This is a genomic window from Neobacillus canaveralius (genome assembly GCF_047237705.1).
Taxonomy (GTDB): domain Bacteria; phylum Bacillota; class Bacilli; order Bacillales; family Cytobacillaceae; genus Neobacillus; species Neobacillus niacini_K.
Map to the genome: position 1 here is coordinate 5455525 of NZ_JBDFLL010000001.1, position 26494 is coordinate 5482018.

The 26494-nt window shown below is 36.6% G+C and carries 22 protein-coding genes; 10 read left to right on the forward strand and 12 right to left on the reverse strand.

The features are described 5' to 3' along the window. Positions 1–102: 102 nt before the first annotated feature. Positions 103–306 carry a hypothetical protein gene (locus ABC255_RS26735; RefSeq protein ID WP_412998160.1) on the forward strand — a complete coding sequence of 68 codons (204 nt, stop codon included), beginning with the start codon at positions 103–105 and terminating at the stop codon, positions 304–306. A gap of 178 nt (positions 307–484) precedes the next feature. Here the strand turns inward: ABC255_RS26735 and ABC255_RS26740 are convergent, their stop codons facing one another. Then, a complete protein-coding gene (locus ABC255_RS26740; protein WP_412998161.1) occupies positions 485–1504 on the reverse strand; it encodes a DUF3231 family protein in 1020 nt (339 codons plus the stop codon). Positions 1505–1812: 308 nt separating this feature from the next. Between ABC255_RS26740 and ABC255_RS26745 the strand changes: the two genes are divergently transcribed. Then, positions 1813–2103 (forward strand): hypothetical protein, encoded by a 291-nt coding sequence (locus ABC255_RS26745; RefSeq protein WP_412998162.1) that lies wholly within the window; start codon positions 1813–1815, stop codon positions 2101–2103. A gap of 266 nt (positions 2104–2369) precedes the next feature. Here the strand turns inward: ABC255_RS26745 and ABC255_RS26750 are convergent, their stop codons facing one another. After that, entirely contained in the window at positions 2370–3551 is a 1182-nt protein-coding gene (locus ABC255_RS26750) for a DNA cytosine methyltransferase (protein WP_412998163.1), read from the reverse strand. A gap of 147 nt (positions 3552–3698) precedes the next feature. On the opposite strand from ABC255_RS26750, the gene ABC255_RS26755 reads away from it, so the two are divergent. Continuing rightward, a complete protein-coding gene (locus ABC255_RS26755; protein WP_412998164.1) occupies positions 3699–3941 on the forward strand; it encodes a hypothetical protein in 243 nt (80 codons plus the stop codon). A 156-nt stretch (positions 3942–4097) separates the two neighbouring features. On the opposite strand, the gene ABC255_RS26760 is transcribed toward ABC255_RS26755, so the two are convergent. Both ABC255_RS26760 and ABC255_RS26765 read right to left on the reverse strand, forming a co-directional pair. Beyond that, complete coding sequence (locus ABC255_RS26760; RefSeq protein ID WP_412998165.1) at positions 4098–5402, reverse strand: LlaJI family restriction endonuclease; 1305 nt, start codon at positions 5400–5402, stop codon at positions 4098–4100. A gap of 31 nt (positions 5403–5433) precedes the next feature. Then, positions 5434–7071 carry an AAA family ATPase gene (locus tag ABC255_RS26765; RefSeq protein ID WP_412998166.1) on the reverse strand — a complete coding sequence of 546 codons (1638 nt, stop codon included), beginning with the start codon at positions 7069–7071 and terminating at the stop codon, positions 5434–5436. 346 nt (positions 7072–7417) lie between these two features. Between ABC255_RS26765 and ABC255_RS26770 the strand changes: the two genes are divergently transcribed. Next, on the forward strand, positions 7418–8491 hold the full coding sequence (locus tag ABC255_RS26770; RefSeq protein WP_412998167.1) for a hypothetical protein: 1074 nt from the start codon (positions 7418–7420) through the stop codon (positions 8489–8491). Between the two features lie 40 nt (positions 8492–8531). Here ABC255_RS26770 and ABC255_RS26775 read toward each other — a convergent pair whose 3' ends face one another. Both ABC255_RS26775 and ABC255_RS26780 read right to left on the reverse strand, forming a co-directional pair. Continuing rightward, positions 8532–8831 (reverse strand): DNA cytosine methyltransferase, encoded by a 300-nt coding sequence (locus ABC255_RS26775; protein WP_412998643.1) that lies wholly within the window; start codon positions 8829–8831, stop codon positions 8532–8534. A 6-nt stretch (positions 8832–8837) separates the two neighbouring features. Next, complete coding sequence (locus tag ABC255_RS26780) at positions 8838–9524, reverse strand: uracil-DNA glycosylase (RefSeq protein ID WP_412998168.1); 687 nt, start codon at positions 9522–9524, stop codon at positions 8838–8840. A 655-nt stretch (positions 9525–10179) separates the two neighbouring features. On the opposite strand from ABC255_RS26780, the gene ABC255_RS26785 reads away from it, so the two are divergent. Beyond that, a complete protein-coding gene (locus ABC255_RS26785) occupies positions 10180–13884 on the forward strand; it encodes a polysaccharide deacetylase family protein (RefSeq protein ID WP_412998169.1) in 3705 nt (1234 codons plus the stop codon). Between the two features lie 84 nt (positions 13885–13968). Here the strand turns inward: ABC255_RS26785 and ABC255_RS26790 are convergent, their stop codons facing one another. Then, positions 13969–14550: a hypothetical protein gene (locus ABC255_RS26790; protein WP_412998170.1), complete on the reverse strand. Its 582-nt coding sequence runs from the start codon at positions 14548–14550 to the stop codon at positions 13969–13971. Between the two features lie 148 nt (positions 14551–14698). On the opposite strand from ABC255_RS26790, the gene ABC255_RS26795 reads away from it, so the two are divergent. After that, on the forward strand, positions 14699–15385 hold the full coding sequence (locus ABC255_RS26795) for a type II toxin-antitoxin system prevent-host-death family antitoxin (RefSeq protein ID WP_412998171.1): 687 nt from the start codon (positions 14699–14701) through the stop codon (positions 15383–15385). A 95-nt stretch (positions 15386–15480) separates the two neighbouring features. Here ABC255_RS26795 and ABC255_RS26800 read toward each other — a convergent pair whose 3' ends face one another. Both ABC255_RS26800 and ABC255_RS26805 read right to left on the reverse strand, forming a co-directional pair. Further along, on the reverse strand, positions 15481–16596 hold the full coding sequence (locus ABC255_RS26800) for a M20 metallopeptidase family protein (RefSeq protein WP_412998172.1): 1116 nt from the start codon (positions 16594–16596) through the stop codon (positions 15481–15483). A gap of 86 nt (positions 16597–16682) precedes the next feature. Next, positions 16683–17531, reverse strand: coding sequence for a DUF6508 domain-containing protein (locus ABC255_RS26805; RefSeq protein ID WP_412998644.1), 849 nt, complete (start codon positions 17529–17531; stop codon positions 16683–16685). A 676-nt stretch (positions 17532–18207) separates the two neighbouring features. Here ABC255_RS26805 and ABC255_RS26810 point away from each other — a divergent pair. Together ABC255_RS26810 and ABC255_RS26815 are read left to right on the forward strand one after the other, a co-directional pair. Next, a complete protein-coding gene (locus ABC255_RS26810; RefSeq protein ID WP_412998173.1) occupies positions 18208–18771 on the forward strand; it encodes a hypothetical protein in 564 nt (187 codons plus the stop codon). Positions 18772–18963: 192 nt separating this feature from the next. Beyond that, positions 18964–20541 (forward strand): acetolactate synthase large subunit, encoded by a 1578-nt coding sequence (locus ABC255_RS26815; RefSeq protein WP_412998174.1) that lies wholly within the window; start codon positions 18964–18966, stop codon positions 20539–20541. Between the two features lie 179 nt (positions 20542–20720). On the opposite strand, the gene ABC255_RS26820 is transcribed toward ABC255_RS26815, so the two are convergent. Continuing rightward, the gene (locus ABC255_RS26820; RefSeq protein WP_412998175.1) at positions 20721–21278 is read right to left on the reverse strand and encodes a YhcN/YlaJ family sporulation lipoprotein; all 558 of its coding nucleotides are present in this window, start codon (positions 21276–21278) and stop codon (positions 20721–20723) included. Positions 21279–21427: 149 nt separating this feature from the next. Between ABC255_RS26820 and guaC the strand changes: the two genes are divergently transcribed. Continuing rightward, complete coding sequence (gene guaC / locus ABC255_RS26825; RefSeq protein WP_412998176.1) at positions 21428–22411, forward strand: GMP reductase; 984 nt, start codon at positions 21428–21430, stop codon at positions 22409–22411. A gap of 441 nt (positions 22412–22852) precedes the next feature. Here the strand turns inward: guaC and ABC255_RS26830 are convergent, their stop codons facing one another. Then, positions 22853–23713, reverse strand: a complete 861-nt coding sequence (locus ABC255_RS26830) for an EamA family transporter (protein ID WP_412998177.1) — start codon at positions 23711–23713, stop codon at positions 22853–22855. Between the two features lie 378 nt (positions 23714–24091). Beyond that, the gene (locus tag ABC255_RS26835; RefSeq protein ID WP_412998178.1) at positions 24092–24940 is read right to left on the reverse strand and encodes a DegV family protein; all 849 of its coding nucleotides are present in this window, start codon (positions 24938–24940) and stop codon (positions 24092–24094) included. A 334-nt stretch (positions 24941–25274) separates the two neighbouring features. On the opposite strand from ABC255_RS26835, the gene ABC255_RS26840 reads away from it, so the two are divergent. Then, entirely contained in the window at positions 25275–26357 is a 1083-nt protein-coding gene (locus ABC255_RS26840; RefSeq protein ID WP_412998179.1) for a branched-chain amino acid aminotransferase, read from the forward strand. The last annotated feature ends 137 nt before the right edge of the window (positions 26358–26494 follow it).

Consider the following 26494-nt stretch of genomic DNA (forward strand, 5'->3'; position numbering starts at 1 on the left):
GATTAAGTGAAATTGTAATTAAATGATAAAATAGGTATATAAATTGTAAAGAGATGAAACGAAGCGGTTTAGCTTTAATTTGATTTAAAAGGGGATTTAATAATGAAAAGGATCTGTCATCAATGCCAAACTGAAATGATAACAGATTGTAAAGTAACTGTTGAAGGTGATTTTTCTGGAATTAAGATTAGTCAAAAGGGGAAAGGACTTTTCAAAAGTGTTTCTGCAAAGGCTAAAGCATCTGTATGTCCAAATTGCGGTTATGTAGCTTTCTATATTGATGAGTACAAAAAATTTAATAAATAATGACAAGTTCAGCGAACGTAGATTTAATAGAATAGGTGTCCCAATAAAAGCGCTCAGAGGACTTTAACTCTTAGCGCTTTTATTGGTATTTGAAGTGCGATTTCAACTGTTACTAATATTCATTTTTGGGGCACTTTCATGACTTAAAATCATAAAGAAATAAATCATTATCTTAATTCTATCTCTCTGCTGCATACGGAGGCTGCTCCATCCAGCCATTTTCGATCATGAGTTTAGCTGCCTCTTCACAAAACAAGGAGATTTTTGCAAACGATCTAGTATAAATTAACCCAACATCATGTCTTCCATTAACAGCCACTGAATTTCCAAATGCCCTTAATTTCATGGAAAACATATCTGCCTTATGAAATAACATGATCTTATCAGAAAAAGGAGAAAACGTTGAGTTTGTTACTAAATGGTCTAAAAGAGGTGGAGAAGGCAAATTTTCATCGTGTAGTTTTTGCATGTACCGTTCTAAATTTGTTTGTGTAAGGTCTCTCCCTCTTTCAAACAATTGCCGAACTTGTTCATCTCTTGCTACTTGGGCAAATGCCATAATGAGTGCTTTACTTGTAACATTATTCTCAATATTATCGTAAAAATGGGTAATCTCCAAAGCATGTAACGGTCGTACATGTCCGAAGAAACCATTTAAAAAATCCTTATGGATGAATTTAACTTTTTCTGGAACCGGAATAAGGGGTGGTTTCATTATAAATCCTTTATGCATTAAGATTGCTTTGATTTGGTCCATTAAATCCATAGTGGACTCCATACAATACCTAAAAAAATCTTTTACATCTTTCCTGTAGACAAGTGGATATCCTACGTTATAGATACTCATTCCTGCTTTTGCAGTATATTTTAAGTAATGGACATAGAACTGATCTTCGAATAAACGAGGTGCACCTGGGTTTACATCTTCCTTTTCATCAAAGCCCTTAGGAATCGGGAAATTTTCTTGGTTAAAGATTTCTTCCGTTGTCTTCATGAAATCCATAGTTAAATGATATGCATTTTCTAATAAGGTTTTAATATCCTCATCCTCTACGTGTTGTAGATAGTACGATAAAATGCATTTTGCCATACTGTTTCCCATATAAGTTGCCCAAAGTTTTGCTATTTCTGCTGACGTCAATCTTTCCGTAATGTCTGTTTTTGGTGAACTTAAATTAATCGGTTTAAGTGCTATCATGATAACCCCTTGTATCGCTTTTTTCGATAGTATTTAACTTAATGTGAAATCATATACAGACTCACCATTTATTTGTTTAAATACCAACGAAAGTAACTGCCTGATTTTAAATTCATATTTTAAAAATCTAAATAGGAGATGTTCGGATGAGGAGGTTGTAAATCAATGAAAGTCCCATAAGGCTAAAAAATCAAACCCATAGATATTAATAAGGATATTATCGGTAGAATTTTAGTTTTGGTTTAATTAAGTTAAAAGGTAAGTTATAATAACACTACTTAATATTAGTGAAATAAGTGGTGAATCACATGGAAACTGCGGTAATATACTTTAGACAAAAGGAAAATGAGACTATAGATGATTTTATAAATAGTATAGAAAACTCAAAAAGTCTTATCAAAGAATCTTATGAAATAGTTGCGGTAATTGCCGATTCTTATAATGACAGAAGTCAATTATATAGCTTTATTAATTCCCCTCCCACTCCCAACAATATAAAGGTTGTAATTTTAGATTCGATAACCGATGATTTTGACCAAAGACTTATTGGTGAAATTGCTAGAATTGAAAATTTTAGTATCTACTATTTTGAGCGTTAACATAGTATTTAAAATGGGCATTAAACCTTAATATTAAAGTTCTCCATTACATTGCCATAAATCCAAGTTTTAGCAAAGAACTTGATGTTTTTGACTCCTTACAACTCCTAGCCTAAATAAAGAATTTTTTTGGGAAGTCCATGAGCTTATTAAAAGTGATTTGACCCTAGAAAAAAGGACTGGTATCGTGATCCAGTCCTTCTAATTAGTCACTGTAGTATTATGTTAGTTTATTCCGCAACGATTTAAAGGGAATTAGGAGCATATTATCTTGCAGTTATTGACTCCTTGTCGGTAATATATTGAAACCCAACACTCTCTTCAATTGCATTAACCATTTTTCTTGCGATTGCTTCGACCACTGGAACCGCTACTGAATTTCCGAACTGTTTATATGCTTGTGTATCAGATACTGGTATAACAAATTCCTCAGGAAACCCTTGTAATCTTGCGCACTCTCTCGGTGTTAGTTTCCTTGGGTTTCTTCCTTCTCCTTGGTTAATCAATATCTCACTACCATCCTTATAATAGCGGGCACTTATTGTATTGGTGTAAGGACTGTTTTCGTTAAATAATGAAAAACCAAACCCATTCCCCTTCTTTTTGTGTTCCTCTTTTCTTCTTAGATGACCCTGATATAACCTATCAGAAATTGTATATTTTTCATCCGGATTATTAACTAAAATGTCCCCAACCCGTGTAATTTCATAAGTTGGTTCAGGAAAAGCAAACGGTATATCCCTACCGCCAAGAGGATTATAAAAACCAACAATATAAATTCGCTCCCTGTTTTGAGGCACACCAAAATCCCCTGCACGCAGTACTTCATAATACACTGTATAATCTAGGTCCTCCTGTAAAACTCGAAGAATGGTTTCTAATGTCTTTCCCTTATTATGCCCCCTCAATTGCTTAACGTTCTCTAATAAGAAAGCCTGAGGTCTTCTTTCCCTAAGAATACGTGCAATTTCAAAGAAAATGGTTCCCCTTGTATCCTCAAAACCCCTTTTTAAGCCTGCTTGTGAAAATGGTTGGCAAGGGAACCCACCGAGAAGAATATTATGTTCAGGGATTTCAGCGGTTGGAATTTGTGTAATGTCGCCCCTTGGCTCCTCACCATAATTGATTCTATAAGTTTTAACAGCGTGTTTATCCCATTCCGATGCAAAAACAGAACTACCTCCCTGTCTTTGAAATGCCAAACGTATACCGCCAATCCCCGCAAATAAATCGATCATCGTGAACCGGGGATTGTCAGGTGCAGGAAAACGAGGTTCTTCAGGAAAATCCATTATTCTCCTGTACTCTAATGGGGATGGATGGGACTCACCATTTTCCCACCTTCTTAATGTTCTTTCACCATTTCTACCTAACCCAAGCGCATCTGAAAATTCTTTTTGTGTAAGACCCAAGCGTTCTCGTTTTTCTTTAATTCCCTGAATAATCATATTGTGTCTCCTTAAGGACAGCTTGTCCTCTTTTTGACACAATTATACCGAACATTCATTCTTCTGTCTACCATTTTATTAATCTAAAAGAATATAAAGTCCATTTTCAACCGTTTAATAGAAGCTACCTTGTTACCATCCTCAGAGTTGGACAGAAAAATTCGATATCAGATATTTTTAGAAAGTATGGCTGGTATATTAATCTATACAGCTACTCCTGATGCAGAAGGAAGTCTTGGAGGGCTTTTTCACAATGTCCTGTGGAAAGCACTTAATGAAGCAAGACTTTGTTCTGGTGACCCGCTTTGCGCAGAGCATACCAATCGATTCTTAGACCGCTCCTTACTTGTTAAAACAGTATCAAATTTGGATGTTCATTATTTTAAATAAGTGCAGCCCGAAGTCATTAAATGATTTCGGGCTTTTATGTTTAAAACATTTTGGTACGATGGATTTTTTTATTATACAGGAGGGAGAGGGCCTAAGAAGATGACTTTCTCCTTCAATTATATCAAGTGCCTTTATTCAATGGGTAAATATCTCAACTCAAGTTATTTCCATGCTTACTTTAATAAAATTATTAATATAGGAGATTTTTTCTACCCCTATATAGCACTTCATCATTAAAAAGGTATTTACCTTAAATGCCTTTATGTTACCAAGCTGGTTATTACCCTCAACTTCAACTTTTCCTGTATAGCTTATAGCTTCTGAATCACTCGATGGAAACAAAAAAGCATTATAAACTGTGGTGATATTATGCAATTTTAAGTGGGGCAAGTCGCTTTTTTTGGCCTTTATATTAGTAAAAATAGTATAAGCATAAAACAACTGTTTAACAATATCACCCCAGCCTGGAAGGTTTTTCTCTATGTTATAATACTTTGCATCAAGTATGTATAATGTTTTTTCCCTTATAATCATTAAATCCGGCCTCTGTGACTGGACAGGTGCATGACTTTCGATTTCCCATTTTAATTTAGGAATTAATTGTTTGAGTAAATTATATTGATTACTAAAGTTAACACTGCACATTGCTTCCCAAACATTTTGAAAGTAAGGTGTAGCCAATGTCTCAAGTTTTTCTTCAGGGTTCTCTGGGTTGATTCCAGCAAAATATAGGACAAGCAGATTTAATACATTAATTTCTCTCTCAATAAAAGTGTTATTCAATTCTTTGTTCAAAAAGCTCAATATAAAGCTCAAGTCATAATTACTCAGTACATCATTCTCTGGTTCAACAAAATCCGGAGATAAACCCAATAACCAACCATACTTTTTGATTCCTTGGTAAACACAATATCTGTGTAGTTTTAACAATAAATTTTGCTGGTCAACCTTTGTTTTCTTATAGATGGGATCCATATATATTACAGAGTTCCCCGACAAAGCTGGCTGTTTTTTGTTGATAGTTGATGGCCAATCAATCCTACCGTTCTGGTTTGGCACCTTTACGTAAATTTCCTTTTTTAAATATCCGTTTTGTAGGAAATCTTGAATGAGATGATACACTGTAATAATGTTTCCTCTGTTTTGGCCCTTTTTCCCGTCTAACAATTCGGATTCCAGCGGTTCTAATACAGCTTCTTTTCTGTATTTTAATAAGACTTTCGTTAATACCTCAATATGACTTTTTTCTTCTGACACCAAAGCAGGTAATTTATAGGATTTCGGAAAAATAACAAAAAATGTGTTGTTATAAACCAACAGTCCAGTAACTTTAAATATAATTTTCTCCCTTTGCAAAACACAAATGCCTTTTTTCGCCCAGATACTGGTGAGTTCTTCTGAAAAAGTATTTTGGTATTCCTCATATTCAATAAAAATATGGTATGAATTTTCTATTGCCACTCTATTTCACCGCCATATGTGAGTCCTTTCCTCATTCCGATATCACATCTTCCGAGCGGCCTTCTAAATCCTCTTGTTCTCCTTCAATTTCCAGTTCTGCTTGAATTTGTCCTTCACTAAGCAATAGATACATATCTTCTGCGATATTCATAATATCCTCATTGTTAAAGAATTTTGCAACTAAATCAGAATATGTTTTAATATCCTGATTAAAGAATTCTCTCCTTTTGTATCGGACAACATCATCCCAAAGATAAATTAAAAGTTTCGATGAAAAGTTAGTGCTATCTTCAATCTCTTCCGGACTAATAAAATATGGGCCAATTAGACGGTCTTCGTTTATTTGAAGATCTTTTAGCTTTTTATTAATAGACGAAAGAATAACTCTCCATGGGAATGTATCACCTGCATAAGATATTAAGTGATTTTCATGTGTAAATCCCAATTCTCTAATTGCCATGTATTTAAATTTCCACCGGCGTTTAAAGGCAGAGTCAAGTACATACACTCCCTGATCCGCACTATTCATAGTAGCAACTATATTCATATTTGCAGGAAGAAATAAACCTTCTGCAAAAACATCACCAATATCCTCAAGTGAGAGTAAATAATTATATAGATCCTGATTTGGCTGAATAAGATATTCACTGCTTCCATCTATTTTTCTGTCCAGTAGCTGAAAAATATCACCAAAAACGACCGGCGCATTTGCTCTGTTTATTTCTTCTATTAAAAGAGTGAATGTACGATTAGGATTCCGTACAGCAAATAATAATACTTTAATGAAGGGACCAGGTACAAATTGATAGTCGATTCTTGGCTCACCATTGCCAAAAGACTCACCATTTAATCTTCTAATAGTTATGTCTGTCTGCAAGTAAACCGGAACAGGTTTATAACTTCCAACAAAATCATAATATGAATACTCAGAATGAAAAACGACTCTGGTACTGTTTGGAAAATTTTCTCGCAAATAATGGCTCTTTCCTGTTCCCGGTGCACCATAAACTATTAAGTTTTCACCCGGAAGGACATCAGAACGGCTAAACTCCTGTTCCTGTAAATGCAGGGCGCTGTTCATCAGTTCTGAATCGGAGGCCAAAAACGAGGCAATCTCTGCAATATAACTCTGACTCACATTCACAACCCCTAGTAAATTAAGTACTGGGGAATAAAAAAAGTCGGTTCTGTCAATTGTCTTGCTGCCTAACCACCAATCATAATCTGTTAAAAAATTGCATAGAAAATCTGCACTCATTGTGTCTTCACCGAAATAATTGATAATTGCCTCTTTTATTTGAGGAGAAGTTTCATCAATATCTTTACCCTTTACATTTTTTACTTTTTCCATAAATCTTCCTCTTGCCATACCGTCTACACCACTATTAGCCAATTCTTCTAATATCCTTTTATAATTAAAAAGCTCATTAAGGTATGTAACAACGAATGTAGCTAGGTAAAACCACTGGTTAGGACAAAAGATTTTATTTCCTGTATTGATAGTTATCTCAGCAGAATAGTCAAAATACTGTATAGCATTATTTTTAACTTCCATAACCCGGCTAAATCTTTCTTTAAAATCTCTGCTAAGTTTAAAATCGTTGTTAGAAAATGTATTACTATAATTTTCTCTTGTCATCATAGCAAGTTCATTTAGATCCCTAAGCACTTACATTCCTCCATATTGTAAAGATATTTCCATTATATAGGTTTTTGTATTTTTCAAATAGACCCAGGTAATATTAGTATTGCTTTTTTTATGTCATTTCTTCAAACATATTCCTTTAAAAATGTATATATCCAAGGTTAAAAACTGATTATTTACTAGTAAAAAGGTATAGGATTTATTGGAAGTCCACTTTATACAGAATAATAAAAAATTCCATAGCTAGAAATTATTGTTTAATTGTATAATTTTGTTAATACAGTTTTTAAAATTTAAATTGTTTTTGCATATATCTTCTTACTTGAAGATTTACGGCCTAAAATAAATCATTATAGGTGGTTATGAACTAATGAATCTTAATTTTAAAGATAAAGATAGTATTAGAGAATTCTTAAAGCGTGATAAACACAAACTGCTTGAAGGTATGGTTGTAGAAGAATTATTTATGGAAGATATCGCTTCACCAAAAAATTGGAATCCCTGGATGAGTAAAGGCTGGTGGAGTATTCGAAACCCCTTTAACTTTGGCCAATATATTTTGTTTCATGTATCCAGCTATTTCCCTTTAACTGCTGATATTGAAATTTATAAGTTACTATCACAGAAAAATATTCAATGTTACCATGTACTATTAGTTAATAACGATTTATATTTTTTAGATTTATTGCCATATAACCTTGATACACAGATTGATAAGAGCAATTATATAAGCAAATCAGAATTTCTTGAAAAATACGGTTCAAATTCTCAAGACAGAGATATACTTTTAGCAGAGGAAAGTACAAGAAATATCTTTAACCAGGAAAGAGCAATTTCTTTTTTTGAGTCACAAAATCTTCTTGAGGAAGTTGCTCTACAACGTTACTTTGCCAACTATTTTTTAACTGTTTGCCTTGATACTTACCCTGTTAATCTTGATGCTTTTATTATTTTTGATGACGGGCCTGCAGTCTTGGAAATTAAATTTAAGTATCCTGACAGTGGCGGTCATTATGGTATAAACAAAGGTCAGGCAGCATTATTTAGATGGTTAATGAATTTAGGATTCAATGTTTATCATTATATAGCAGATAATCCTACCGGCGATAAGAAGTACGGAATATTTGATGTAATTAATAGTGCTAAGGTTAGTAATATTTTTTATTGGAAGTATAAACAATTAACCAGTTCGGAGCTATTAACTAACCATGTTACTGCACCTAAAGAAACTAATATATCAGGTAAAAAACCCGTTGATTATATTCCAATATCTGCCAACTCATTTATAAATACACAGATAATAGTAGGACAACATATAGATACTACTAATATAGCAAGAGAATCCTGCACTAGAATTGGTTGTAGTGGTTTTAGGGAAATTGCCAAATGGAACAATGGCTATTTTTGGGGTTGTACAAATTTTAAAAATCATAAGAGTTTATAATACAAAAAGGATTCCCTCACTGAAGGAATCCTTTTTGTTTTTATCTTTTGTGTACCAACTCTTGTTGATTAGTAATATATTGAAACCCAACACTATTTTCAATTGCACCAACCATATTATGGGCTATTAACTCCTCCACTCGTACTGCTACTGAATTCCCAAACTGCCTATAAGCTTGGGTATCTGAAACTGGTATTAAAAACTTCTTTGGAAATCCTTGTAAACGGTCGCACTCTTTTGGAGTTAACTTCCTTGGATTTTTATCAGGAACCTGATTAATCAGTATTTCACTACCATCCATATAATATCGGGCGCTAATTGTATTAGTTTTTTTATAGATTTTGCATTATCTTTCCCCCTGTATATTATTTATTTGCCAATCTATCTCCTTACTCCCAATTTCCCTCAAAAACCTATTAGCTTTGGAAAACGGCCGGCTGCCAAAGAATCCATTATGAGCAGAAAATGGGCTTGGGTGAGGAGATTTAATAATAAAGTGATGGGAATTAGTAATCAATTGTTGTTTCTGCTGCGCAAAATTCCCCCAAAGGATGAATACGATAGGTGTCTCCCTCTGATTCAATATTTCTATAACTCTATTAGTAAACAACTCCCAACCCAGACCTTTATGAGAGTTTGCATTTCCAGCCTGGACAGTGAGGACCGCATTTAACATTAATATCCCTTGTTTGGCCCATTCCACTAGGTAACCATGATTAGGAATTGAGCACCCCACATCATCCTGAAGTTCCTTATAAATATTACGTAATGATGGAGGGATTTTCACTCCCGGTTTAACGGAGAAACTTAAACCATGGGCTTGTCCATGGCCATGATAAGGATCCTGGCCGATAATCACTACTTTTGTATCTTTATAGGATGTGTAGTGGAGCGCATTAAAAATATCATGTTGATCGGGATAAATGACCTTCGTTTGATATTCCGTCTGTAATTTTCCCCTTAATTGTTGATAATACGTTTTTTCAAATTCCTCTTCCAATAAAGGAGCCCAATCATTTTTTAAAATTGCCATTATCTTTCACTCTCTTTTCTAGATTGTTGAATAATTTAATTATAGATTTAAACAGGAGAGTTAAAAACATTTTGCCCATAAAAAACGCGATTAGAGCTAGGCACTGTTCGCTTACTCTATGCAATACCATTTGTGGTATTGTTCACCGTAAAGGATACCCTCTCAAAATAAAAGAGACACCTATTTAAATAACTCAATGTGTCTCTTAGCTTTTTATACTTTCCTATAGGAATGATTCTTTATTTCTATTACTATCTCTTCAGTTTTGTATTTTACCAGTTACGAAATCTTCATTGCATTTAGACCATTCCAATTTTTATCCCTCCTTTTATCAGAAAACTATCTTTTACTAAGCAGTTCAATATTCTCTGACAAAATACCTATAAAAAGGAAACCTTAATTTACAAGTCTTCAAATACAATATTTCAAAAAAATCATTTACTTATGATACGGTTCAACGTTCAATATAAAAAGGAGGTTTTTATTTTCCCTCTAATTCTCCTCAATTTCCATTAAAAAAATTTAAATTTTTTTAATCCACCCCCAAAACCTAAAAACGATTACCTAAGTTTTTTATGTTAGTCATTTTTTGTCGAAAAATTAATCAATCTACTAAAATATTTTTCGCCATTACACCTAGAGGGAGGAGTCTAAAATGGATCGTATTTTTAGGTGGATCGTTAAATCATTATTTGCACCTGTTACGGGGAATGCCGGAGCAGTTGCGAGTACACTTGGTTTTTTTCTGGCCTTTTTACCTTTAGATAATTTAAGAATTCCATTATTGTTTATTTTTTCATTATTGTTCCGGCTTAATATCATCGCCCTATTCCTTGGCACGTTGATTACGATTTTTATTCCTAACCTGCGTCATTTACCGATTCAGGATTTAAGCTTTTTGGAAGATTTCTGGATATTTTCTACCTTAAAAAATAAAATACAGTCTTCACAAATCATTACATCAGGTGCCTTTGGAGGCTTGATTGGACTTGTCTGCTATTTTTTCTTCCACTGGTTTTACAATTTGGGCCTAAAAAAAAGGGAACAAAATCTGGAGCATGTTTTTCTTGACCCAGCCAAAAGACGCTGGTCAATCATTAAACGAATGTGCGCAGGCTTTGCTATTTTAATAGTGTTAGTATCAACCATTTTTATTGAAAGCCTAAATACGAATCCAGTATTTCCTGAGCTGCAATTGAATGAGAGCCCAGCAGAGAGCGCAATCGAGCCAGTTAACACAAATTTCACTGAAGAAGAGCTTGATTCCCAGATTCAAAAAACGAATCCTTCGCTTGTTATACAGGAAATTGAGGATGGGGCAAATACACAAAAGGCAAACAAACAAGAAATCTATGGTTTTTACGTCAATTGGGATGAAAACAGCAAAACTTCTTTCAAAAAAAATAGTGATTCTATTACAACATTAATACCGGAGTGGCTGCAGCTTACTCCTGACCTAACCCTTAAAAACAGCACTGACCATTCTATTGTTGAAGAAGCAAAATCACATAATATTGAGATTCTCCCATTAGTTAATAATTTTATAAATGATAAATGGGACGGCGAAATCCTACACAAGTTATTTACTACTGAAGGCGCTGAGGATCTGTTTATTAAAGATATGTTGGGGTACGTGAAAACCAATGACTTCGACGGTATCAACATAGACTTTGAAGAAATCCATCCAGAAGATAAAGCGAATTTCACTGACTTTATGGAAAAGGTCTATGAGGCATTTCATCAACAAGATCTCATGGTATCGATGGATGTCCCGCCAAATAACAATAGTTATGACTATGCTTCTTTGGTAGCGAATGTTGATCGGATGATTGTCATGCTATATGACCAGCACCACTCTATCAGTCAACCTGGACCCGTTGCAGCTACTGATTGGGTAATAGAAAGTTTAAATCAGCTTCAAATTCCTTCCGAAAAATTGATTGTAGGTTTGGGAAGCTACGGTTACGACTGGGAAGAAAACTCCAATAAACCAGCAAATCCAATGACGTTTGGGGATGTCATGGATTTGGGAATCGGGACAAATCTTCAAATCCATTGGAATAAACAAGTAGGCAACCCGTATGTACGTTACAAAAAAGATGGAAAAAACCATACGGTCTGGTTTTTAGATGCTGCTACATTTTACAATCAAATGAAATTAGCTTTTAATATAGGCTCCAGCGGAATAGCCGTTTGGCGTCTCGGTTCTGAAGATCCTTCTATCTGGAATTTCATTAAGAAACCAAAGGAAATGGACAATCCCTCCAGTGCCCTTAAAACCATCGACAGTCCTAAGACCGTGCACTATACAGGGTCTGGAGAGATTTTAAAAATGATATCCCCATCAGAAAATGGGAAACGAACAATTCAAGTGGATGCACATGGTTTGATAGAAAACGAAACCTACAGGAAAATACCAATGCCTTTAGTTGTGGGTCGGTATGGTAAATCGGAATCAAAGGAAGTGGTCCTTACCTTTGATGACGGCCCAGACCCAGCCTATACACCACAAATATTGGACATTTTAAACAAGAATCAGATAAAAGGAACCTTTTTTATCGTTGGGGAGAATGCGATGTTGCATCCCGAACTTGTTAAAAGGATTCATAATGAAGGCCATGAAATTGGCAATCATACCTTTACCCATCCAGACATTGAATCCATCACATCGTTTCAAACAAGAATGGAGTTAAATGCGAATCAACGTTTATTTCAAGGTATTACAGGTCATTCGATGACTCTGTTCCGACCGCCATATGTGGCTGATGCCGAACCGAACTCAAGTGACAAATTGCTGCCTATGTTACAAGCTCAGAAGTTAGGTTATACCATGGTCGGAGAATTAATCGACTCCGAGGATTGGCAAGGTTATTCTAGTGATAAAATTGTCAATGAGGTACTCGACCAACTTCCAGAAGGTAATATCATTTTGCTGCACGATTCAGGCGGCGACCGCTCCAACACGGTAAAAGCCCTGCCTATTATTATCACCGAATTGAAAAAGCGCGGCTATACATTTACCACTGTTGCAGATCTCATTGAAAAAAGTAATCATCAGATCATGCCCGTTACTGACCCGGACAACCCTTATTTGGTCTATGACAAGGCTGTGTTTATGGTCATACAAGGCTGGCGCGAAGGATTAATCTTCCTGTTTTACTCCGCTATCCTTATTGGAATCTTGCGGTTGTTTATCCTAGTAATCCTTTCGAGAAAACAAGTAAAAAGATATAAAAAAACTGAGATTGACCCTAGCTTTACCCCTTTTGTCAGTGTTGTGATTGCTGCTTATAACGAGGAAAAGGTCATTCGCAAAACAATTGATTCGATTTTATCCAGCGATTACCCAGCTTTTGAGATACTGATTATCGACGATGGATCCAAGGATGATACAGCTCTAGTGGTCCAAGAAGCATATACCAACCAACCTTTTGTTAGATTAATTAAAAAACCAAATGGGGGAAAATCTTCTGCTGTTAATCTTGGTTTCAAAGAGGCAAACGGGGAAATTGTGGTGGCTCTTGACGCTGATACACTCATTGCTGAAAATGCCATCTCCTTGCTTGTTAGTCATTTTAAAGACGAAAATGTAGCGGCTGTTTCCGGTAATGTAAAGGTCGGTAATAAGGGGAACCTCCTGACTAACTGGCAGCATATCGAATATGTGACAGGCTTTAACTTAGAAAGAAGGGCCTTTGCCGTGCTTAATTGCATTACAGTTGTACCAGGAGCGATCGGTGCATGGAGAAAGACGGAGGTAGAAGAAGCAGGCTATTTTCAAGAGGATACACTAGCAGAAGATACCGATATCACCCTTACCCTTTTACGTCATGGGAAAAAGATTGAATTTGAAGAAAAGGCCTATGCCTATACAGAAGCTCCAGAGGATATTAATAGTCTGGCAAAACAGCGTTACCGATGGGTTTATGGTACGTTACAATGCTTATGGAAGCATCGTGGGGCTTTATTCAATAAAAAACACAAAACATTAGGTTATATTGGCCTCCCCAATATGTGGCTTTTCCAATATTTTTATCAAACCATCTCGCCAATTGCAGATCTATTGTTCATTATTGCCCTTTTTAGTCCACAGCCTGAAAAAGCAGTGATTGGATTTATTCTTTTTTACTTATTGGACTTCTTTACTGCTCTATATGCGTTTCGCTTGGAAAAAGAAAGTCCAAAACCACTAAGTTCATTGTTTCTGCAACGTATATTGTACAAACAGCTAATGACATATGTAGTGATCAAATCCATCCTCTCAGCCATAAAGGGAGTAACCGTTGGTTGGAATAAACTAAAACGAAATGGTAATGTAACTCAAGAAACATCAATGGCTAACGTTAAAGAATATATGTAATGGAGAGTCTTCCTCATATGGGGAAGACTTTTTTTAAAACACAGGAAAATGGACCACCATCATTAGGTGATCCTTTTAAAAGAATTAATTTTTCTTGCCGTTGTTTCCTTTATTCTCTTGATGGCTCTCAGCCTTTTCCTTTGCAACTTGAGCAACTTCTTGTCCATAATTTGCTGCACTTGTGTCATTATTTCCCGTCGTCGTCGTTGGTGGTGGTGCAGGTGCAGGTGCTGGTACAGGTGCTGGTACAGGTGTTGTCGGTAAAGTGGGTACAGGTGTCGATGGTGCTGAAGGTGTTGATGTTGTGGTCTGATTCGTATTAATCGGTTTTGGTGTAGTACCCTCGGTTATTTCCTTGTTATTCTGCGGAATGGCCGCTATAGCCACAACACTCTCTTTTTGATTATTTAAAGCCACTTGAATAGGAGCATCATTAGAAGCGAGATTGGGTTGCTCAGCTGTCCCACTCGTTGCCGGCGTTTGGTCTTTCACCGTTTTTTCTGCTTGGTTAATTATATCCGCTTTTTTTGGGTCTTCGGCTATGGTTGAGGCATTTTCTTCTGCTAATCGTATATAAGACTGATCGCCTAACAAGGTGTTGGCGACAGAAAACGTAACAGAACCGGCTAATACCATCGAAAGGGCTCCCTTAGTTAGTGTATTCATATAATTCCCCTCGTGTTTTTTATAATTATATTAATAAAATACGAAAGGACCTAAAGTAATATAGGGGTATAAATTCATTTCACTTGAAAATATAAATATACCAATCCAATTAGCTAAATTATTTTAGCTAATATTGGAGGTGCCCATTATGATCATCAGCTCAACTGATTTACAAAATAATTTCGGAAAGTATTTAATGCTAGCGGCACAAGAGGATATTGTCATTACACGAAACGGTTTAGAAATCGCTAAACTAACTTCGATTAAAGAATCGGCAACAGGATATACAAACGTATCAGATAGGTACCATGAAAAAGCACCAGAATACAGTTATCTTGGAAAGAAAGCTTCTTTTGATGAGTTTCTTCACTTACAACAGTCGTCCGATGAAAGGTACGAGTATATTGACGGAGAAATATACTTGGTCGCTTTGCCAAAAACTGCTCATCAAATCGTTATAACTGAGTTATTTGGCTTTTATAATTTTTTCCAAGAGACAAATTGTACTCCGATGGTCGCTCCATACGATATTGAGCTTGGAAGAACAACCGAAAACATTAATATTGTTCAACCCGATATTATGATTATTTGTGATCTGGATGACTATTATAAAGGTGTTCCATCACTTGTCGTAGAAGTACTTTCGAAGAGTACACGAAAAAAAGATCTTATTAAGAAACTCGATCTGTACATGTCTTGTGGGGTGAGCGAGTACTGGATCGTTAATCCAGACAATAAGGAAGTAACTGTCTATCTTTTTGAAGATCTTAATATTTGCGATAGTGCAACATATAAAAATAACGCAGTGGTACAATCATTTGTTTTTTCGGGTTAGTGCTGATATCCGGAAAATTTTCAGAGTGAAAAATTAAACAAGTTTTTCGCGCAAAAAAGTGCGAACAATGCCTGGCACTGTTCGCCTCGGAGTACTCAAATTTCAGCAAGTCCTTTGAAAAGTTCAACCGCAGTTTCAATGATTTCATCACGGAAGTCATATTCATAGGTGTGAATATGAGGGTAATTTTCACCGTTTCCGATGTAGCACATTGCCCCCTTGGTCAACTTCGTGTAGTAGCCGAAGTCTTCTGAGGCACGGAAGGTTTCCTTCATTTCAACCAACTTAAATCCCTTTTCTTGGCTTACCTTACGGATCTTGTCAGAACTTCCTTTGTGGTTTACAGTTTCCGGAAATTTATCGTTGTAGGAGAAGCTTACCTTCAGTCCGTACTTTTCTGCTTGCTCTCGTGCAAGATCTTCAAGGTTTTTCTGAAGGTTATCTAATTCTGCTTCGTACAGAGCACGGATGGTTAAGAGAAGCTCACCATTGCTAGCTGCTAAACCGAATGCTCTTTCCCCTATGTTTACTTGAACAACCGTACAAAGTACCAATCCTTCATTGCTTTCAGGAGAGGTAAGCTCTGGAATAGCATCAATGATCTTTGCGATAGCAAATGAAGGATTGACTCCATTCTCAGGCTGGCTGGCATGAGCAGGAGAACCTTCCATGTGGATAGTCATGCCCTTGGACGCACAATGGGCGGTTCCGTCGATGACATTGATGGAGTTAAAAGCCATTCCACTCATATTATGAAAGGCAAAAATTTCTTCAATGTTATGTTCCTGAATAAAAGTGGCACATTGGATCGCTCCATCTCCCGTTTCCTCCGCGTGCTGGAAAAGGAAAAAGATGTTTTTGTCTGCACCGTATTGGTCGACTTCGAGGGCAAAGCCGGCTAGGCTAGCAGCATGCCCATCATGTCCACATTTGTGGGATACCCCTGGATTCTTGGAAGCGTGTGGTATGTCGATCATTTCCTGAATTGGAAGTGCATCATAATCCGCACGAAAAGCAATGTTCTTTTTATCCTCACCTGCTCGATAAATCGCATAAAACCAAAGTCCTCTATCCACGATTTCCAGCTTCGTATTCTTTTTTAGAAAATTGATTAGATGCTGTTTCGTCCAAACCTCTTCATTCGAAAGTTCAGGGTGCTGGTGCAGTTCATGACGCAGTTGTTTAGCTAGTTCTAGATTTCTTTCATCCAAAGTATCCTTACCCCCTTCCTAAATGTATCTGCGAGTATACACCTTACTATAAGGACTCTTCCTGTAGTTTCTGTATAGTAAACGAACTATTGATTGTCTCTTATTTGCCATATGACAAAGTCTATTTTTTTAATATCTGTTATACCGGTGTTTGGGTACTCTTCATCAAATAACTCTATAATTTTCTGTCCTTCTTCATCTTTAAGGTAATCTTTATACCAATCAATGATCCGTTCATATAATCTAATCGTCTCTTCCATTCTATCTTTTCTATAATAAGCTGGCGGCTTTAATTGTAGGTTATTCAGGACGACGGAATCCCAAATTGGAAAATCTGGATTGATGGTCGCAACTAATTTACTTGAAAAGGATGGTTCAATTCTTCCTAGTTCTTTTTCAATGTACTTTAAAGTTTTTCCAAATGATGGTGTGCTTCCTTTGTTTTCTTCCATAAAGGAGTAGAAGGTATCATAAAAAGCCTGCGGCCGCTGCCTTACTCGATAAAAGCCATTAAATGCTCTTTGGAATTCTTTGTCTTTTGATACGTCTACACTATTTACTAGATCCATTATTTTCATATACTTCTCAAGCCCTAGTTTCGCCTTTTTGATTGCCTCTTTCAATTTACTATCATCGACCTTCAGGTATCCGCCTAATTCTTTTAATCGATAGAGAATTTTTAAAAACACACCCTCTTTAGCAGAAGTTGCCCATGCACCTTCAACAAAACGATCTTGCCGTACATAAAAAGTTAGGATTGCTCTTAACAATTCAAAATCGGCTGAAGTAACAGCAGCAGCATAATCCCTGCCTGTTAGCCTCTTATCTAAGTAATCTAAATAGTTACTTTTCATTAAATCTGTTCTATATACTTCCTTAATGAATTCCTTCAGCTTTTCGTCATATTGTGGATACCCCGCCTCCCACCTGCAAATACTATGTTCTCATCTTCAAAAAAAGGTATGTAGTTTAAAAGATGTATATATGCACTCATTGCTCTGCCCCTCACAAAATATCAATTTTCTGTCCACTTCAAACGTTTAATCTAGTACTATTGTATAATTATTTGGCATTAAATGGAGTGAAAAATATGGGTAAAAAGAAAAAGAAGAAAAAGAAGTCCAAAAAGAAGATTATGGCAGTGCGGAATTTTATTGCCTCCATTGTGATTATACATTTGAGATTGATTCGGAAACCATTTGGTATATCCAAGAACTGACAGATGGGTATGTAGGCTATCATCTGAACGATACATTCATCAGTTGCCCAAAATGTGATGAAATATGTAGTGACGAAGAAATACCTGTTGAAAAGAGACAGGTATTGGATATATCAGACGATGAGATTCCTTTTTAGGATTTTCAATAAGTTATAAAATAATTGTAATAGTTAACACTGGCTGCGAAAGGTCTTCTTTTTGCTTCCTCTTTTTTTGAATATGAGTTATACATAATTTCTTTCCTCCCGTTATCGCGAAACCACTGGTATGTTTGCCCACTTTTTCCTATATTCTACAAACATTGGTTTAAGAATATTCTTAAAGAAAGCAAGATGTTCATTTCTCTGTCAGGAGTATGCACATTCACTTAAAACAAAAAGGGTGGCTTTTCTATGTTTTGGAATAAAGACATAAAGAAATCAATCTTACCAGTTATCGTTATCCTCAGAGATCGGAGAAGCTTCACCTTTAAATTGGTTGCTTCTTCGTTGATGGGGTTGATCGCTGCTATCTTGCAATCAGCAGGCGGAGTCATTCCAGGAATCGGGATGCTCATTAGCCCTTTTTCCAGTGCCCCCATAATCATAAGCATGTTAATTTCACCAACATTTGGGATATTGAGCTATATTCTTACCATTTTCTTATTGCTTCTCATTCAGCCTTCTGAGCTTTTTATCTTCCCTTTTACGACTGGTGCGCTGGCCCTTGGAATCAGTTTTGGGCTTATCCTTTTTAACAAGGGATGGAAAGTTATATGCCTTTCAGGCTTGTTTTTATGTGTTGGGATTTGTATCTTACTCTATCTCATTCAATTTCCTGTTTTAGGTCCATTTTTAATTCAATTTAGAGTCGTGAATTTCATCATTATTTACTCATTTTCTCTTGTATATAGTTGGTTTTGGCTCGAACTTGTCTTACGATTGCTGCCTAGACTCGTAAAACCAATAAAAAGCTAAAATAAAATGGGACAACAGGGACGGTTCAGATGGCTTTTAATGGTTACTAAATTAGACCAAAAGAACCGTCCCCAATGTATTCGCTGAAAAAATATATACCTGCTAAAAAACTATTTCTCACCGAAGTAGTTTTTTGTTTTATTAGCAATTAAAAGGGGAAAATAGGTAAATGCAGCTTGAAAGGAGATTCTTATGAAGGCAACCGATTTACTTGTTCAGTGCTTAGAAAATGAGGGTGTTGAGTATGTTTTTGGAATTATGGGGAAGGAAACCCTCGACCTGATGGATTCCTTGTCCAGATCAAAACAAATCCAGTTTGTAAATGTTCGTCATGAACAAGGAGCAGCGTTTATGGCAGATGTTTACGGGAGATTATCCAACAAAGTTGGCGTTTGCTTAGCAACATTAGGACCTGGAGCCACTAACCTTATAACCGGAATTGCAAGTGCAAATCTGGACCATTCTCCAGTTGTAGCCATTACAGGACAAGCCGGTCTAGAAAGGCAGCATCAAAAATCACACCAATATTTAGACATCGTAAAACTATTTGAACCAGCTGTAAAGTGGTCTGTTCAAATCAAAGATCCACAAACCATAGCTGCCATCATCCGTAAGGCATTTCGGTCAGCAAAGATGGAAAAGCCAGGTGCTGTTTTAATTGAATTGCCAGAGAACTTAGCGCCACAAATGACTTTAACAAAACCAATACCCGTAACACCTATTCCCAAAACTACACCTACGTCACAAGCGATTGTGGATGCTCTTACAATGATCAGTCAGAGTTATAAACCACTTGTTATTGTAGGAAACATGGTTATAAGACAAAAGGCAGCTGAAGAGATCACTACATTTATAAAGAATCTTAAATCACCTGTTATCCATAGTTTTATGGCAAAAGGGATTTTATCGAAAGACCATCCTCTTAATTATTTTACATTTGGTTTTAATAAAAAGGATGAAGTCTTACCGATAATCGAGGAATCTGATTTATTAATTGTTGTTGGTTTTGACTTTGTAGAAAAACTCCCTAAGGATTGGAATAAAAAACAGCGCCCCATTTTACATATCGATGCTCTTCCGGCTGAAATGGACGAATACTACCCTATCAAGGGGGAATTGGTCGGAGATTTAGTGGAGACGTTCAGAATGCTTAATAAACTTGCTTTAATTTCCAAACCATGGGCTCCATCCGGAAATTTAAAAGAACAGATTATGGATTCATATCTAGGTCAAAAAGAAAATCAATCATTATCGATAGAAAATATCTTACTACTTATAGAAAGACTAGCCCCGGATAACACCATTGTTCTTTCTGATGTAGGTACCCACAAGATATCCATTGCCCGTACCTACCAGCCAAAACAAGCCGGTACCCTTATCATCTCAAATGGATTAGCATCCATGGGCATTGCTATCCCTGGTGCGATTGGTGCAAAATTAGCCTCCCCAGAAGCCCCTGTTATTTGCATTACGGGAGATGGAGGGGCTTTGATGAATATTGCCGAACTAGAGACAGCAAAACGTTTAGGTTTATCGTTCATCGTCATTGTTTTAAATAATGATGGGTTAAAATTAGAAGAACAAATGATGGAGGAAAAATTCAGCAAAAGCTTTGGTACAGGCTTTGGAAACCCCGACTTTGTACAGCTTGCTGAAAGCTTTGGAATAAGAGGAGTAAGACCCCATCAATTAAATGAGTTTGAACAAGTATTGAAGGATGCTTTAAATCAGACCAATGAAGTTACGTTGATTGATGTGAGCCAAGGGTGACCGTGGGGACGGTTCTTGTGGCTTTTATTTGCTACTGTTTACCAGGGCGTGCTATAGTTAACCGACTAGGAAATGCCTAAAATGGACCAAGAGAACCGTCCCCAAGGCACCCCAAAAAGCAAAAGGAGAAAACATTTCTACCACTCAGAAATGTTTTCTCCTTTATTTTTCCGGCCAAATTAGTCCCGGTTAATACCTTGATGGTTATTAAAAACTCTGCGCACCATTGTATTAAATCCGCCATCATCGGCTGTCTTTCCACTTTGAAGTTGGCCTCGATATTGTCTCATCTGTTTGACAAAGTCATCGTTGCTTGAAATATATACATTATGAATAGAGGCATCGGCTGCCCGTACTTGTTGGGCAATTTGATCCTCAATGTATGGATAAAGTTCACCATGGAAGTCCTCATCCATAACAACCCCTACATAGGCATTACGGTTTACCGCAATGACATTTGCACGTTTAACCTCATCTAGGTTCTGTACCTTCCCCTCTGCTACCTCCAACACCCTAAAATCATTTCTATTGTTGGTGGTGCTATTGTTATTGTTATTGTTCGTATTCATAAAGTTTAAATCTGGATTACCTAAACTTTTAACAGGATTTAAGGCACCAAAATTGCGGTTACTCATCTCGCCATGCTGATCCGCTTCCCGTCCCTCTTCTTTCATATTACACCCAGCAACGACCACAGAAATACATAAGCTGGCCAATATGAGTTTAAATGTCTTCATACAATTCCTCCTAAAATGAGTTCATGCTTACAATTACCTTTAACCCACACTTTTATGTAGAGATTAGGAGGAATTTTTTAAAATTGAATAAAAAGAAATCATTTCAAACACACTAAACCATTGATGATTTTTGTTTGAGGAGGCCCCTTATGGATAGTGTATTCGATTATGAAGATATTCAATTAATACCCGCAAAAAGTGTAGTAAATAGCCGAACAGAGTGTGATACTTCTATTACTTTTGGCAGCAGAACCTTCAAACTGCCTGTGGTACCTGCCAATATGCAGACCATCATTGACGACAAGATTGCGATCTTCTTAGCGGAAAAAGGTTATTTTTATATCATGCACCGTTTTGAACCAGAAAAGCGGCTTAATTTTATCAAAGACATGCAGTCGCGTGGGTTATTCGCCTCTATAAGTGTGGGAGTCAAAGAGGAGGAATATCGTTTTATTGAACAGGTAGCTGAAGAACAGCTTTCTCCGGAATATATTACAATCGATATTGCACACGGGCATTCCAATGCCGTGATTAAGATGATTCAGCATATTAAACAATATCTGCCCCAGAGTTTTGTGATTGCGGGCAATGTTGGAACTCCAGAGGCTGTCCGCGAGTTAGAACGAGCAGGTGCAGACGCGACAAAGGTTGGAATTGGGCCTGGTAAGGTATGTATCACGAAGATTAAGACGGGATTTGGAACGGGTGGCTGGCAGTTGGCAGCGCTTCGTTGGTGTGCAAAGGCAGCGAGTAAGCCGATTATTGCAGATGGCGGGATTCGCACCCATGGAGATATTGCGAAGTCAATACGGTTTGGTGCTTGTATGGTGATGATTGGTTCCCTTTTTGCCGGACACGAAGAATCGCCTGGTGAAACGATTGAAAAAGACGGAAAACTCTTTAAAGAATACTTCGGGTCTGCGTCTGAATATCAAAAAGGTGAACGAAAAAATGTTGAAGGCAAGAAAATGCTCGTGGAGCACAAAGGTTCTTTGACGGATACCTTAATTGAAATGGAGCAAGACCTCCAATCCTCTATTTCCTATGCTGGAGGAAAAGAGTTAGACACAATCCGCCATGTAGATTATGTTATTGTGAAAAATTCTATTTTTAACGGTGATAAGGTTTATTAAAAAAGGTAAGCGGGATTACCTTTTGCCGGTGAATTTGTTAGGAAGATAAACAAGCGATATATGCAGGTAAAATGGAATTTATGCAGGTAAGCGACTTAAAATTGCAGGTAGAGGCATCATTTTGGCAGATAAAGGATTTTTTTTTAAAAGGTAACTCAAAAACCGCACCTGAATCGATAATTTATCCTAAGATCCGATGGAATATCCATATATCGGAAGAAAAAAACCTTAGCCAGGCCGCAGCCTGGCTTTTTCTGTGTCGGGTTTGAGTGGCTGAATTTGTTAGGCAGATAAATAAGCGATATATGCAGGTAAAATAGATTCTATGCAGGTAAGTGACTTAAAATTGCAGGTGGAGGAATCATTTTGGCAGATAAAGAAAATTTTATAAAAAGGGGATCCTAAAAAACAACCTGGACCAAGCCTTAATCCCCATTGAGCCTATAAAATCAACAACACCGTTCCAATCGTTATGACGATACCGCCGATGATCGTGTGTTTGGCGGCTTTTTCTTTTAAAATACTAAAGCTCAAGATCATCGTGAGCACAACGCTAAATTTATCAATCGGAGCTACTATTGAAACTTTCCCCATTGCGAGCGCAGCAAAATAGCATATCCAGGATAAGCCAGTAGCCACACCGGATAAGACTAAAAAGAGGTACCCTTTTTTCGAAATGTCCTTCAACTTCTTATGAGTTCCTTGAAAAAACACTATCACCCAGGAGAATAGCAGGATAACAATTGTGCGTAGAAAAGTAGCCACATTGGAATCGACATCTTCCATTCCCACTTTTGCCAGTATCGATGTTAATGCCGCAAATAAAGCACCTAAAATGGCATACACAATATACCGCTGTGATCCTGAAAATCGTTTCTTTTCTTCATTTTTTCCAATTAAAATAAACGTTCCAATTGCTATGATTGCTCCCCCAGCCATTATTAGAGGTTCTGCCGGCTCCCCTAAGACCAGAATTGAAAAAATGATCGTAAGCACTACACTCGATTTATCAATCGGTACAACTTTGGAAACATCACCAATGGCGAGTGCCTTAAAGAAAAATAACCATGAAAAGCCCGTTGCAAAACCAGATAGCAGAATAAACCATAATGCGCTAGTGGATATCGCAGAAATTTTCTCAAGCTTTCCCGTTATCATTACCATGATAAAAGCCATGATTAATACCACAATTGTCCGAACGGCGGTCGCTAGGTTGGAATTTACATTTTCAATTCCTACTTTTGCTAAAATTGCAGTAAATGAAGCAAATAAGGCAGCCAATAATGCTAAAACGATACTCATTCTACACCTGCTTTGTCTATAGATATATGTATTATTATGAAGTATTCTGTGCACCAATTCTAAAATAATTATGTCTTTTCTACTACAAGAAACTTAATGGATTGTCGAGAATAAGATGAAGCATAGGTGAATATATATAGTTTAAAACCTAATTTTCACTAGAAAGGGGAGTCTCGTCTTATGGATATCTGTATTTCTTGTGGAAACGAATTATCTCTCCCAGAGAGAAATCGAACCGAATGCTGGGATTGCAGGGACACGACAACGGAAGCTTATACAGAAGATGAATGAGGCAAGGTACAAATTTTCTGACTAAATCATTATAGCATATTAAATAAGAGACACCTTATCACATTGGATATGGTGTCTCTTACTTTTTTACTCATTAACCCACGAAAGTCCAAGTGTGCCAACACCTGTATGAACACCTGCAACAGTAATCAGCATTAACTTCTCTGTTTCGATCGTTGGGAATGTTTCATTTATAACCTGTTCAAGACCATCCGCCTTTTCTCGATCGTTCGCATGGACAATCGCCACTTTCTTAACTGTTTTTGTATTTAGGTCTTCCTTTAAATTATTTACCAGCCAAGCATGCGCCTTCTTTTCAGTTCGGACTTTATCCTTAATCTTTGCGGCTCCATCCTCAATGGATAAAATCGGCTTTATATTAAATAGTGAGGCTAGTATTTTTTGACTTCCAGATACCCTGCCGCTCTTATGAAGCTGATCCAAGTTGGATGGTACCAAAAATAATCGAGTGTGCTCCCGCAATTTATTTAATTGGTCGACAACATCACCCATTTCAAAACCCTGTTCAACTAGTTCTATACCTCTTTTTACCAGGAAGGATAAAGGATAGGAACCGGTATGTGAATCGATGGCAAACAATTTAAATCCAGCCATTTCCGCCGCCATAACAGAGGTTTGATACGTGCCAGTTAAGGTACTGGAAGCATGAATGGCTACACCAAAGTCATAATCCTCCTTTAACTTTTCATAAAGGCCGACAATGTCTCCGATATTTGGCTGAGATGATTGAAATTTTCCATTCTCATTTTTCATTCGATTATAAAAATCTTCCTCAGTTATATCTATTGTTTCTTTGTAAAATTTATCATTAATGACAACATGCAAGGGAATGACATGAATGTGGTGCTTTTCAATAAACTCTTTGCTAAGAGAAGCTGTCGAATCTGTAATCCATGCAATTTTAGGCTTGTTCATTTTATCACTTTCCTTCAATGAAATTCTCTTAATTTATATAGTAATAACTAAAATTAGTAGTATGGTAACGAGGTTAACATTACAAAAATGAATAATTTCTCACAAGTTATATTTGTCATATATGACAGAGTTTTTTGGGTATAGTAGCCATGATTGTCACTGCTTAGACAAAAATAAATCAAAATTAACCTGTTTGAATAAAAATAATGGTATAGTATAGAAAAGTATTTTTACTATTTCAAAAATATAATTATCAGAGGTTTCGACATGATTCCGTTTAGAAATATTGAATTATGTTTAAAACTGAACTTATTATTAAAAATGAGGTGTGAGCATGAAACAGGAGATTTCATTTATTCCAAGAGAAGAATTACAAGCAAAGCCTGATACCGCTTCACTAGGTTTCGGGAAGTATTTCAGTGATTACATGTTTGAAATGGATTATCATAGTGACCTGGGCTGGTTTAATCCGAGAATTACTCCATATGCGCCATTAACACTCGAGCCTTCAGCAATGGTTTTCCATTATGGACAAGCTATCTTTGAAGGAATGAAAGCATATAAAACAAAGGATGGATCTATCCAGCTCTTCCGTCCAGAAAAAAACATGAAGCGTTTCAACGAATCATGTGACAGACTGTGCATTCCCCAAATTGATGAGGAGTTTTTATTAGAAGGTATTAAACAATTAATTACCACAGAAAAAGAATGGGTTCCGGATGGTGAAGGGACATCTCTTTATATTCGTCCTTTTATTTTCTCAACAGAGGCATATCTTGGTGTACGACCTGCCAATCAATATAAGTTGCTCGTCATCCTCTCCCCTTCTGGAGCCTATTATGGCAGCCAATTGAGTCCTGTTAAGATTTATGTGGAAGAGCAATACGTTCGTGCAGTAATTGGCGGAGTTGGCCATGTAAAGACAGCAGGCAACTATGCTGCAAGCTTGAAGGCACAAAAAAAGGCAGATGCAGGCGGCTACGCCCAAATCCTTTGGCTCGATGCGAAAGAAAATAAATATGTTGAAGAAGTCGGCAGCATGAATATCTTCTTTAAGATTAATGGCGAAGTGGTAACACCAAAGTTAAATGGCAGTATTTTGCCAGGTGTCACCCGTGATTCAGTCATTGAATTGCTAAAATATTGGAATATTCCTGTACGCGAAGAGAGGATTTCCATAGAAGAGGTATTTGCCGCACACAAACGCGGTGAAGTCGAGGAAGTTTTTGGAGCAGGAACCGCTGCTGTAATTTCACCTGTTGGTGAACTAACTTGGAAAGAACAATCTATTACCATCAATGACAATCGTATCGGTCAGCTATCTCAAGATATCTATAATGAACTGACAGGGATACAACTTGGTAAAAAAGAAGATCCATTTAATTGGACAGTGAAAGTTACGTCAGTAGAAGCATAAATTGAATAATAACTTTGTAAAGATCCAGTTTACCTGGATCTTTTTTTATACAAAATTGTAATATAAGGAAATCAAATAATTGAAACAATGAGTCTACATTATTCGTCTTAGAAAGTGAGAGATTTTTAGGTTAGAAA